Genomic DNA, 12143 nt, shown 5'->3' with positions numbered 1-12143 from the left:
GATCCCCCCTCGGCTAGAGACGCAGGCGGGATGCGCGGTCGAGGGTGTCGGCCGGGTCCTCCCCGTCGGTGAGGTCGATGTCCTCCACGACCCGACCGTCGGCGAGACGGATCAGGCGGTCGCACCGGGCGGCGATGGCGCGTTCGTGGGTCGCCAGCAGGACCGTCATGCCGTGCCGGTCGCGCAGGTCGAGCAGCAGGTCGAGGATCTGGGTGCCGGTCGTCGAGTCGAGGTTGCCGGTCGGCTCGTCGGCCAGCAGGAGCCGGGGCGCGCCCATCAGCGCCCGGGCGATCGCCACCCGCTGCTGCTGGCCGCCGGAGAGCTGGGCGGGCAGCGCGCGTTCCCGGCCGGCGAGCCCGACCGCGTCCAGCAGTTCCCGGGCGCGGACCGCGTGGTCGGCGCGGCCCCGGCGGGGCAGCACCGGCGCGATCACGTTGTCCAGCACGGTCAGCGCCGGCAGCAGGTGGTAGCGCTGGAAGACGAAACCGACCCGCTGCCGGTAGCGGGCCAGCGCGGCCCGGCGCAGGCCGGTGACCTCCACGTCGTCCACCGTCACCGTGCCCCGGTCCGCCTGCTCGATCGCACCGATCAGGTGCAGCAGCGTGGACTTGCCCGAGCCGCTCGGCCCGGTCAGCGCCACCACCGATCCCGGCGCGATCTCCAGCGACACGTCGTCGACGGCGGTGAGCCGCTCGGTGCCGCTGCGGAACTGCCGGACCAGCCCGGCGGTGTGCACCGTACTGCCCGTCGTCGCATCCATGGTCACTCCTCTGCCAGCAGTCGTGCGGTGGGAAGGCGGCGCAGCAGCGCGGCCGGGACGAGCGCCGCCAGGCAGGTGGCCAGCACGCCGGCCAGCGCCACGACGGCGGCCACCGTCACCAGCGCCGCCGGCAGCTCGCCGACCAGCCAGGCCGCGCCGCCGAGCCCGAGGCCGGCGCCGGTGAGCGCGCCAAGCGCCCCGAGTGCGAAGCCCTCGTAGCCGATCAGGCGGCCCAGCGCGGCGTCGGTCCAGCCGGTGGCGCGCAACGTGGCCAGCTCGGCGGCGCGGTCCCGGATGTTCAGGTAGAGGACGTCGGCGACCGCCGCCGCCCCGAGCAGGACCGTGGCCACGGCCGCGAGAGTGTCGGCGCCGCGCACACCGAGCGACACGGTGTCGCCGAGCAGGCTGCCGACGATGGCGCCGCGGAAGGCGTACGCGGCGGCGGCCACCAGCGTCAGCGCGGCCACCCCGATGGCCAGCGCACCCGCGCCGAGCAGGGTCCGCCCGGGAGTGCGGACCAGGTTCACCAGGGCCAGGCCGGGCAGGGTGCGCGGCCGGCGTACCCACCGGGCGGTCGCCACCGGTGGGCGCAGCGCGGCGGCCGGATGGGCGCGGGCCGCCCGCAGCGCGGGCGCCAGGCCGGCGGCCAGCGCCAGCAGCAGCGCCACCGGTACGGCGAGCGACGCCCGCCGCCAGTCGACGCCGATGCCGAGGGCGGCGCCGAGCGGAACGGCGAGCCCGAGCGACAGCAGCCCGGCGGCGAGGCCGAGCAGGGCGACCTCGCCGAGGATGAGGGCTCCGATCCGGCGGGCCGGCCATCCGAGGCAGGCCAGCACCGCCAGTTCGGAGCGGCGGTCCCGGACGGCGGCGGAGACGGCGTTGCCGAGGAAGAGCACACAGACCACCAGCACCAGCAGGAACAGCACGGCGCTCTTGCGGTCCACCGCCTGGACGATGGTCGAGGCGACCCCCAGCGCCGACCAGTTCTCGGTCAACCGCAGGTCGGGGCGGCCGAACGCGCCGGCCGGCAGCTCCACGGTCTGCGGGGCGGCCGACGAGCCCAGCGTGATGTCGACGTCCAGGCCGGTCGACCGGTTGATCTGCTCGGCGATCAGCCGGACCCGTTCCGCGGCCTGCTTGCTGTATCCCGCCACGCCGGCGACCCGCACCCGGATCGCGCTGATCGGCGCGGCGCGTTGCGGGCTGTTGCTGTCCGCCAGCATCTTCGGGACGTTGGCGAGGTTGAGGAGCACCAGCGGCGGCACCGAGAGGTAGCCGGCCGGATTGCCGCTCGGTTCCAAGGGCTGGCCGCCGAGCGTGGTGCGGCTGCGTTCGTCCGCGCCCTCGGCGCGCGGCGCCTCGTACGCCTCCAGCGGGACCGCGCCCAGGTCGCTGAAGCCGGCCAGCTTCTCCGGGTCGAACACCCCGACGGCCTGCCACTGGTGGTACCGCGTGGCCGCGCCGCCCTCCTTGCCGGCGAGGGCCCGGATCGGCCGGAAGCCGGTGTCCTCGGCCAGCCAGGGCCGGGGCAGGAAGTTGTAGGTGAACTGGGTGCCGTAGACCTCGGGGTCGGCGGGCGGCACCGCGTCGGCGCGCAGGGTGCCGTCCGGCAGCTCGCGATAGGTCACCGGGCCGGCCTGGATGACCCGCTGGAGCTGGCCGCGGCAGCAGGCGTCCCCGGCGACGCCCTTCGCCAGTTGGGCCTGGTAGGCGGCGCCGGCGTCGACCGCACCGGAGCCGGCCGGGACCCCGGTGGCGCGGTTCAGGGTCTGCTCGAGGTCGATGGCCGGCACGGTGGCCGGCCGGGCCGTGGGCAGCCGGGTGAACCGGACCCGCACCGTGCTGTCGAAGAAGGGACGGTTGGTGACGAGCGCCGGCGCGGTCTGGGTGACCAACGTGCCGCCCCGGCTCTCGGCCACCGGGTCGTCGGCGCGGACCGGCCGGCCGCTGACCACCGCGGCGTCCAGTCCCACGAGCCGGTTCTCGGCGCCCGGATCGACGGCGGCGACCAGCAACGGCACGGTCAGCTGATAGCTGAGCACCAGGCGGTCGGTGGTGGTCGGAGCGTTGCCCGGCGCGAGCAGCCCGTTGGCCGCCTCGAACCGGCCGTCCGGCAGCAGCCGTACCGAGTCCAGGCTCCACACCTGCCGCTCGGAGAGCGTGGCCGGACTGCCCTGCAGCCCGCCGAACATCGGATCGCAGATCGGACGGCTCACCCCGCCCGGGAACACCTCCCGCGGAACGGGCCCGCACAGGTCGTCCCACGGGTACGACCGGCCGTCGGTGTACGGCACCGTCTGCGCCGAGAGGTCGCCTTCCAAGCGGGGGTAGATGAGGCGGTGCTTCGTCACGTACACGTAGCGCGGCTTGGCCGGCGCGGTGGAGAGGCCGCGTTCGGCGACGAAGGTGGGGTCGACCCGGATCACCTGCCGGTCCAGGCCGCGGTCCACCGCGTCGGTGACGTCGAACGACATGGGCACCGGCGCCGTGGAGTGGCCCAGCATCGCGATGGGCGCGGCCACGTCGACGCCGTCCACCGCCCTGACCTGCTCGTACTGGGCGGTGGTGATGCCACCGAAGAGGCCGGAGAGATAGTTGGGGCGGACCAGCCGCCGCTCGACCTCCAGCGGGGTGCGCGTCCCCTTGGGACGGACCAGAATCTGGTACGCCGCCCCGGTGTTCCGTTCGACCGTGCCGGTGACCTCGAGCCGGGAGGTCGTGGTGGCGCCGGTCAGCACGGTGAAGCCGGTGGTTGCCACCAGCACCCCGACCAGCAGCGCCACCGACCGCCCCGCACGGCCACGAAGCTGCCCCCAGATGACATGGAACATTCGCGCCTCCCCGTGTGCTGACTCACACTGTGCGCGATACATTGTGACAATGCAAGGCCCCTCGGGGCGCCTGTCCGGTACCGGATCGGAGGAGACGGTGGCGATCCAGCACGCGGTCCTGGCCCTGCTCGCCCGCGGTCCCAGCTACGGCTACGAGCTGAAAGGCGCCTTCGAGGCGGCGGTCGGCCCGCAGTGGGGCCCACTCAACATCGGGCACCTCTACCAGATCCTCGACCGGCTCTCCCGGGACGACCTCGTGGTGGCCGAGCGGCACGCCCAGCCGGTGAAGCCGGACCGGGTGGTCTACGAGATCACCGAGGCCGGCCGGGCCGAACTGGACCGCTGGCTCGCCGAACCGAGCCCGCGCAGCGGCGGCTTCCGGGACGACTTCTTCCTGAAGATCACCGCCGCCGCCCGGTCCGGCGAGGCGGCGACGGTGCGCACCGTCCTCACCAACCAGCGCGGCCACCTGATGCGCGAGCTGCGCAACCTCGACGGCCTGCGCCGCCGGACCGGCGATCCGGTGGTCGGGCTGCTGCTCGCGGCGGCGAGCCGGCACGTCGAGGCGGACCTCGCCTTCGTCGACGACGCCGAGGCGGTGCTGCTCGCCGACGGCGGCGCGCTGCTCGCCACGCTCACCGGCAGCCCGTCCACGGGCAACGCGCCGAGGCCGGCGAGCGGTCCCGCCCAGGCCGCCGGCTGACCGCGAACGCGGCCCACCGGTCCGCGGGGCGGTCCGGCGGTCCGGCGGGCCTCCGCGGCCGGGCCGGCGTGGGAGGGCGTCAGGCGGGCGGGAGCCGGCGGAGGAACCGGTCGGCCAGGTCGAGAATCTGGTCGGGGCCCAGTTCCAGCGCCGGACCGGCGACGGTCACCTCGGCCAGCGCCAGGCCGGGCACCTCGGTGTCCCGCCAGCCGGCGACGAACCACGCCCGCTCCTCCTCGGCGAGGGCGAGGTTGGCCGCGTTGAGCGCCTCCGCCGGATGCGGCAGCCAGAGCCGGAACTGATGGGTGTGCGGGGGAGCCGGATGGACCCGCGCGCCGGGCAGCGCGGCCAGCGCGGCGGCGACCACCTTCGCGTGGGCCACGTACCCGGGCAGCCGGGGCAGTTCGCGCGCCAGCCCGCCGAGCGCGGCCAGCGCGGCCGGCCACTGCTGGAACAGGTTCCCGCCGTACCGGTGCCGCCAGGCACGGGCGTACCGGGCCAGCTCGGCGTCGCCGGCCAGGGCCGCGCCCGAGTGGCCACCCAGGGACTTGTAGAACGAGACGTACGTGCTGTCGGCCAGGGCCGCGACCTCGGCCGCCGAGTGTCCGAGGTGGACGGTGGACTCCCAGAGCCGGGCCCCGTCCAGGTGCACCCGGGCGCCCCACTGCCGGGCCGCGCCGACCACCGCCACCAGCTCGTCCCAGCTCGGCAGCACGAACCCGGCGTCGCGCAGCGGAAGCTCCAGCAGCAGCGTGCCGATCGGCTCGTCGAGCGCGGCGACCTCCTCGGCCGTCGGGTTGCGGGGCGCCGCCGTGGTCCGCACCGCCCGCAGGCCGCCGAGCACCGCGTAGGCGTCCCGCTCGTGCACCAGCGGATGGCTGAGCGGGTGCAGGCCGACGCTGTCCCGGCCGGTCAGCTCGGCGCCGAGGCGCATCGCCACCTGCTGGGCCATCGTCCCGGTGGGGAAGAAGACCGCCGCCTCGACGTCGAGCAGCTCGGCGACCCGGCCCTCCAGCTCCTCGACCGCCCCGCCCTCGCCGTAGCTGTCCGGCAGCGCGGTGCCGCCGGCGATGGCACCGAGCGCCGCCAACTGCTCCGGCACCGAGGCCGGCCGGGTCCCGGAGAGCAGCGTGTCGCAGCCGCGCTGCGCGCTGATCCGGCGCAGCCGGTCGGCGTACCCGTCGGTCATCGGCCCTCCTTCAGCTCGCGCAGCCGGGCGACGGCCTCGGTGAGCACCTCGGGACGCTTGCAGAAGGCGAACCGGACCAGCCGCCGTCCCGCCTCCGCGTCGTCGTAGAAGACCTGGGTCGGTACGGCCACCACCCCGCACCGCTCCGGCAGCGACCGGCAGAACTCCACCCCGTCCCGCCCGCCCAGCCGGGTCACGTCGGCGGTGACGAAGTAGGTGCCCTCCGGGGTGAGCACGTCGAACCCGGCGTCCGCCAGGCCGGCGACGAGCCGGTCGCGGCGGCGTTGCAGGCTGTCCCGGAAGTCGGTGAAGTAGGCGTCCGGCAGGGCGAGCGCCACCGCGACGGCGGGTTGCAGCGGCCCGGCGTTGACGAAGGTGAGGAACTGCTTCACCCGTAGCACCGCGCTGACCAACGGTGCGGGGCCGCTCACCCAGCCGACCTTCCAGCCGGTGCAGGAGAACGTCTTGCCGGCCGAGGAGATCCGCAGCGTCCGCTCCCGCATGCCGGGCAGCGTGGCCAGCGGCACGTGCGGCGCGGCGGCGTCGGTGAAGACCAGGTGCTCGTACACCTCGTCGGTGACCGCGTACGCGTCGTGCTCCTGGCACAGCTCGGCGACCAGCGCCAGCTCGTCCGGGGTGAAGACCTTGCCGGTCGGGTTGTGCGGCGAGTTGAGCAGCACCAGCCGGGTCCGCGGCCCGAACGCCGCGCGCAGCTCGGCCGGGCCGAAGGCGTACCGGCCGTCGGCGCCGGGGCGCAGCGTGACCGGCCGCCGGACCGCGCCGGCCAGGGCGATCGAGGCCGCGTACGAGTCGTAGTAGGGCTCGAAGCAGACCACCTCGTCGCCGGGTTCGCAGAGGGCGAGGATGGCCGCGGCGATCGCCTCGGTGGCGCCCGCCGTCACCACGATCTCGCCGTCCGGGTCGTACGCCAGTCCCCAGAACCGCCGCTGGTGAGCCGCGACGGCCGCGCGCAGGGCCGGGATGCCCGGGCCCGGCGGGTACTGGTTGTGGCCGGAGCGCAGCGCCTCGGCGGCCGCGGCGAGCATCTCCGGCGGGCCGTCGGTGTCGGGGAAACCCTGCCCGAGGTTGACCGCGCCGGTGCGGACGGCCAGCGCGGACATCTCGGCGAAGACGGTGGTGCCGAACGGCCGCATCCGGGCCACCAGCGGATCGGTCGTGGTCACGCCGGCCAGCCTACGGGCCGGCGCGGATGCCGTACGACCGCCGGGTCGTCACGAGCCGAAGCAGCTCGCCATGCCTCCCGTCGCGCTCGAATCCCGGGAGACGACCGTGCCGTTGATGGTGATCCGGCAGGTCACCCCGTCGTTGCGCTGGTCGGCGGCCAGGGCGACGATCTGCAGTTGCTTCCGGTCGTTGGCGGTGAACGCCAGCCGCCAGGGCGGCGCTACCCGGTTGACGTGGCGGAAGACGCCGTTGGCGTCGTAGAACTCGACGTTCGCCGCGCCCGTGCCGGTGACCTCGTACAGCACGGTGAACCGGCCGGGCCCGCCGGAGGGGGTGGTGGCGGGGGCCGGTGCCGCGTCCTCGGCCGGCTCGTCGGTCGGGTCGGCGTCGGGCCCGTCGAACTGCGGGTGGTACGGCTCGCCGGAGGCGCCCGGGTCGTCCAGGAAGCTGCCGAGCACGCCCAGCCCGATGCAGCCGCAGAAGGCGAGCACCACGGCGACGACCACGGTCACCACGACGGCCACCACCCTTCCGCTGGCGGAGCGGCCCCGGGCCGGCGTGGGGTACGCGTACGGCGGTGGGTAGCCGGCCGGGGGCCAGCCCGAACCGGGCGCGCCGCCGGACCAGATCGGCGCGGGCGGGGAGCCGCCGGGCGGCGGCGGGCCCGCCGGGGCACCCGGACCGCCCGCCCTCGGCGCGGGCCAGCCGCCCGGCCCGGGCTCTGCGGGCCAGCCGCCCGGCCCCGGTGCCGGCGTCCAGCCGGCGGGTGCCGCCGGCGCGCCGGGCGGTCCCGGCCTGGCCGGCGGCTCGGCGCCGGGCTGCCCGGTCGCTCCGGCGGCGTCCGGGGTCGATCCCGGTGCCTGCCACTGGCTCGGGGTCCAGGGGGTCGGGGTCCAGGGGGCCGGCGGGGCCCAGGGCTCCGGGGCGCTGAGCGGGTCCGGCGGCGTCCAGGTCGTGGGTTCCGGGGCGGCCGGCGAGGCGGCGGGATCGCTCGGGCCGCTGTGCTGGCCCGGCTCGGGGGTCGGGGTCGTCTCGGACATCGGGCTCAGCTCGCAGGGGGGACGGCGCGGACGACCGCGGGACGGGCGGGTCGGGGCCGGTCGGCCCGACCAGGGCCTTCAATGTAGGGCCGGGCCGCCATTCGCGGGTACCCGCGCGAGGCGTCCCCCGAGGGCTCCGCCGGGCCGCCGGCCGTCGATCCGCCGCCGCGCGGCTGGCCGGCCGGGGCGTTCGAGTGGTTTGTCCGATCCTCGTCCTCCGCTCACCGGTTCGCTCAAATTCTGTGATCGTTTACCGGGCTTCCGAGCACGCGCGATGAGCGAAACTGGGTTAGGCTGCGGACCATGTGTGGAATCGTGGGTTACGCCGGCGCGCGCCCGGCGCTCGGCATCGTGCTGGACGGATTGCGGCGGCTGGAATACCGCGGTTACGACTCGGCCGGCGTGGCCGTCGTCTGCGAGGACGAGCTGCTGATCGAGAAGAAGGCCGGCAAGCTGGCCAACCTGGAGAAGGTCCTCTCCGAGCGGGCGGCCGACAACCCCGAGGACTGCGCCGCCAGCCCGATCGGCATCGGCGACGGCACCACCGGCATCGGCCACACCCGGTGGGCCACCCACGGCGGCCCGACCGACCGCAACGCCCACCCGCACCTGTCGCCCGACGGCCGGGTCGCCGTGATCCACAACGGCATCATCGAGAACTTCGCCAAGCTCCGCGCCGAGCTGGAGGCCGACGGCGTCGAGTTCGCCAGCGACACCGACACCGAGTGCGCCGCCCACCTGCTCGCCCGGGCGCTGGCCGACCTGCGCTCGGCCGGCGAGGCGGACAGCCCGCAGCTGCTCGCCTCCGCCATGCGGGTGGTCTGCCAGCGGCTGGAGGGCGCCTTCACGCTGCTCGCCGCCGACGCCGGCATCCCCGGCGCGGTGGTCGGCGCCCGGCGCAACTCGCCCCTGGTCGTCGGCCGGGGCGACGGGGAGAACTACCTCGCCAGCGACGTGGCGGCGTTCATCGAGCACACCCGCGACGCGGTCGAGCTGGGTCAGGACCAGATCGTCCTGATCACCCCGGACGACATCGAGATCACCGACTTCGCCGGGCAGCCCGCCGCAGGCAAGGACTTCCACATCGACTGGGACTCCTCCGCCGCCGAGAAGGGCGGCTACGACTGGTTCATGCTCAAGGAGATCGAGGAGCAGCCGCAGGCCATCGCCGACACGCTGCTCGGCCGGCTCACCGAGACCGGCGAGATCGCCCTCGACGAGGTCCGCCTCAGCGAGCAGGACCTGCGCGACGTCGACAAGATCTTCATCGTCGCCTGCGGCACCGCCTACCACTCCGGCCTGGTCGCCAAGTACGCCATCGAGCACTGGACCCGGATCCCCTGCGAGGTCGAGCTGGCCAGCGAGTTCCGCTACCGCGACCCGGTGCTGGACCGGTCCACCCTGATCGTGGTGATCTCGCAGTCCGGCGAGACCATGGACACCCTGATGGCGCTGCGCCACGCCAAGGAGCAGAAGGCCCGGGTGCTGGCCATCTGCAACACCAACGGCTCCACCATCCCGCGCGAGTCCGACGCCGTCCTCTACACCCACGGCGGCCCGGAGATCGCGGTCGCCTCCACCAAGGCGTTCCTCACCCAGCTCGTCGCCTGCTACCTGATCGGCCTGCACCTGGCCCAGGTGCGCGGGATCAAGTTCGCCGACGAGGTGGGCGCGGTGGTGGCCCAGCTCCAGGAGATGCCGGGCAAGCTGCGCGAGCTGCTGGACCGGATCGAGCCGGTCCGGGAGCTGGCCCGGGAGCTGAAGTCCGAGCCGACCGTGCTGTTCATCGGCCGGCACGTCGGCTACCCGGTGGCCCTGGAGGGCGCGCTCAAGCTCAAGGAGCTGGCGTACATGCACGCCGAGGGCTTCGCCGCCGGCGAGCTGAAGCACGGCCCGATCGCCCTGATCGACAAGGGCACCCCGGTCATCTGCATCGTGCCCTCGCCGGTCGGCCGGGGCATGCTGCACGACAAGGTCGTCTCCAACATCCAGGAGGTGCGCGCGCGGGGCGCCCGCACCATCGTGATCGCGGAGGAGGGCGACGAGGCGGTGGTCCGCTACGCCGACCACCTGATCTACGTGCCGCGCACGCCGACGCTGCTGGCGCCCCTGGTGACCACGGTGCCGTTGCAGGTGCTCGCCGCCGAGATCGCCGCCGCCCGCGGCCACGACGTCGACCAGCCGCGCAACCTGGCCAAGTCGGTCACCGTCGAGTAGTCGACCCCGCCCAGGCCCCGCCGCCGGACGCCGGTGGCGGGGCCCGCGCGCATCCGGCGCGGGCCGCCCGCAGAGGCCGGGTGTGCGGGGCGCGTGCGGGTCCGGCGCGGGCTGCCCGGCCGGGCCGGGTGCGCGGGGCGCGGTCATCGGCCGAGCACGATCCGGGCCATCCCGTCCAGCGCCGGGTTGCCCGGGTCCCAGTAGCCGGTGTGGCCGTGCCGGCCGCTGGGGAAACTCCGGCCGCCGAAGCGCGGGTCACTCGGGTCCCGGCCGAACCAGAGCTCGTGGTCACCGGGCAGCACGGCCAGCACCGGGCCGAGCGGCGTACCGGCCAGCACGGCCCGGCGGGCCAGTTCCTCCGGCGGCCGGGTCAGCCGGATCACGTCGTCCGGCGCGGTGGCGGACCACACCTGGCCGGGCGGCATCCGCAGCTCGGCGGCGTGGTCGACCCCGACGCCGGGGGAGCCGACGAAGACCAGCGCGTCGGCGCTGAGCCCGTGGTCGCGGGCGGCGGCGCCGACCACCAGCGAGCCGTAGCTGTGCCCGAGCACGGTCTGCCGGGCCGGCGGGGCGTCGTGCGAGGCGCGCAGCCCTTCCTGGAACCGGTGCAGGGCGGGGCCGGCCTCCTCGGCCTGCCGGGCACCGGACGCCTCGGTCAGGAAGTCCGGGGCGTCGTAGTCCAGCCAGAGCACGGCCGCGGCCTCCTCGGTCGGGGCGAGCGCGGCGCACCGGTCCAGCACCCGGGCGGCCCGGCCCAGCTCACCCGGGGCGTCGGCGAGGTCCGCGGTCATCCCCGGCACGTACGTCAGCACGGCGCCCGCCCGGTCCGGGTTGCCCAGCGCCACCACCGCCCGCCCGTCCGCCGCCGGGTCGAGCCCGAGCAGGTAGGCGCGCGGGTCCCCCCGCGCGGTCAGCCGCTCGGCGAGCCCGTCGAGGCCGCGCAGGGCCGCCTCGACCCGGGTGAGCCCGGCCAGCCGGGCCAGCTCGGCCGGCCCCGACGGCACCGGGCGCAGCAGCCGGCGACGCCGGGCCGCCAGCTCCGCCCGCCGCTCGGCCAGCAGCAGCCGGTTGGCCTGATCCCGGGCCGCCACCGGCACCCCGTCGAGACCACCCACCCGGGCCGGCTCGTGCCGGACCAGCCACCGCCGCTCGGCCGGGGTGAGCCCGGACCACCAGCGGCTCACCTCGGCGGGGGTGGCCCCCGGCGGCGGCCGCCAGGCGGGCGGCACGCTCACCCAGCCGGTCACCGCGGCCGTCGCCAACCCGGTCAGCCGGCCGGCGGCCTCCCGGTCCGCCGCGCCGGCCAGCGCCAGCGCGCCGCGTACCTCGGCGGCGACCTGGACCACCGCGGGACCGGCCTGCGGCCGGGGACGGCCCGGACCGGGGCGGACCGCGCCCGTCCGGTCGATCGACAGGCCGCCCGCCTCGGCGTGCGCCACGGCGGCGGCGAGCCGGGCCTTCGCCACTCGCAGCCGGGCGGCCAGCTCGGCCAGCGTCTGGTCGACCTCCAGCAGCGCGGGCAGCACGTCGGTCAGGTCGGTCCGGAGCCCGCCGAGCCGCCCCTGCGCGCCGGTGGCCGCCCCGCCGGACCAGCCGGGCCGCAGCGCGGCGGCCCGGGCGTCGAGCGCGTCGGCCCGGTGCCGGAGCGGATCGGTGAGCGCCCGCCAGGCCGCCCCGGCGGCCGACCAGCCGGCCGGGTCGGCCCGCCAGAGCTGGGCGTATCCGACCGGGGTGGCCGGGCCGGTCACCGGGGGATCCCGGTCAGCCGGGCGGCGGCCCGCTCGTCGACCGCCTCGTAGCCGTCGGCGGCGGTGCGGACCGCGTCGGCGGTCCGCGCCAGCCGGGCGGCCAACGACCCGCACCAGCGGTGCACCGCCGCCTCCAGGTCGGCCAGCGCCGCCCCGGCCCGCCACCCGTCCGCCGGGACGAGCAGACCCGGCGCGGCGGCCAGCCCGTGCGCCAGCCGGTACGCGTCGTCGCCCAGCTCCCGGGCCACCGCGCGGAGCAGCTCCGGCTCGACGGTCAACGGCTCCTCGGACATCGAAGCCCTCCCCGGGGGCGACGGGCCGCCGGCGCGGCGGCCGGCGGGAGCGGAACGGACACCGGGGACGCTAGGTGGCGCGGGAGCACCCCGGCCGGCCCTGTGGACGGCGGCCGGCGGCCGTACCGGCGGTTCTCCACAGGGCGTTGCCCCCGGCGTGCCCGGCGGCTAATGTGC

General features: G+C 76.1%; 9 protein-coding genes. 2 read left to right on the top strand and 7 right to left on the bottom strand.

The genetic code is table 11. The features are described from left to right. Positions 1-13 precede the first annotated feature (13 nt). Positions 14-760 (bottom strand): ABC transporter ATP-binding protein, encoded by a 747-nt coding sequence (locus AB0I11_RS06120; RefSeq protein WP_357314197.1) that lies wholly within the window; start codon positions 758-760, stop codon positions 14-16. Between the two features lie 2 nt (positions 761-762). Next, positions 763-3591 (bottom strand): FtsX-like permease family protein, encoded by a 2829-nt coding sequence (locus AB0I11_RS06115; RefSeq protein WP_357314195.1) that lies wholly within the window; start codon positions 3589-3591, stop codon positions 763-765. Positions 3592-3688: 97 nt separating this feature from the next. Between AB0I11_RS06115 and AB0I11_RS06110 the strand changes: the two genes are divergently transcribed. Next, positions 3689-4294, top strand: coding sequence for a PadR family transcriptional regulator (locus AB0I11_RS06110; protein WP_357314192.1), 606 nt, complete (start codon positions 3689-3691; stop codon positions 4292-4294). 79 nt (positions 4295-4373) lie between these two features. Here AB0I11_RS06110 and AB0I11_RS06105 read toward each other — a convergent pair whose 3' ends face one another. From AB0I11_RS06105 to AB0I11_RS06095, 3 genes are read right to left on the bottom strand one after another with little or no spacing between them, the layout of a single operon-like run. Next, positions 4374-5483 carry a beta-eliminating lyase-related protein gene (locus AB0I11_RS06105; RefSeq protein ID WP_357314190.1) on the bottom strand — a complete coding sequence of 370 codons (1110 nt, stop codon included), beginning with the start codon at positions 5481-5483 and terminating at the stop codon, positions 4374-4376. Then, positions 5480-6667 carry a pyridoxal phosphate-dependent aminotransferase gene (locus AB0I11_RS06100; protein ID WP_357314188.1) on the bottom strand — a complete coding sequence of 396 codons (1188 nt, stop codon included), beginning with the start codon at positions 6665-6667 and terminating at the stop codon, positions 5480-5482. The genes AB0I11_RS06105 and AB0I11_RS06100 overlap by 4 nt, the downstream gene beginning before the upstream one ends. Positions 6668-6715: 48 nt before the next feature. After that, positions 6716-7708: an MmpS family transport accessory protein gene (locus AB0I11_RS06095; protein WP_357314184.1), complete on the bottom strand. Its 993-nt coding sequence runs from the start codon at positions 7706-7708 to the stop codon at positions 6716-6718. 303 nt (positions 7709-8011) lie between these two features. On the opposite strand from AB0I11_RS06095, the gene glmS reads away from it, so the two are divergent. Next, entirely contained in the window at positions 8012-9925 is a 1914-nt protein-coding gene (gene glmS, locus AB0I11_RS06090) for a glutamine--fructose-6-phosphate transaminase (isomerizing) (protein WP_357314181.1), read from the top strand. 143 nt (positions 9926-10068) lie between these two features. Here the strand turns inward: glmS and AB0I11_RS06085 are convergent, their stop codons facing one another. Together AB0I11_RS06085 and AB0I11_RS06080 are read right to left on the bottom strand one after the other, a co-directional pair. Beyond that, a complete protein-coding gene (locus AB0I11_RS06085) occupies positions 10069-11673 on the bottom strand; it encodes an alpha/beta hydrolase (RefSeq protein WP_357314178.1) in 1605 nt (534 codons plus the stop codon). After that, positions 11670-11966 carry a type VII secretion target gene (locus tag AB0I11_RS06080; protein WP_357314175.1) on the bottom strand — a complete coding sequence of 99 codons (297 nt, stop codon included), beginning with the start codon at positions 11964-11966 and terminating at the stop codon, positions 11670-11672. The genes AB0I11_RS06085 and AB0I11_RS06080 overlap by 4 nt, the downstream gene beginning before the upstream one ends. Between the last annotated feature and the right edge of the window lie 177 nt (positions 11967-12143).

The organism is Micromonospora sp. NPDC050495 (genome assembly GCF_040655175.1).
Classification (GTDB): domain Bacteria; phylum Actinomycetota; class Actinomycetes; order Mycobacteriales; family Micromonosporaceae; genus Micromonospora.
Note: the sequence above shows the minus strand (reverse complement) of the source record. Positions and strands in the feature narration are given on the sequence as shown.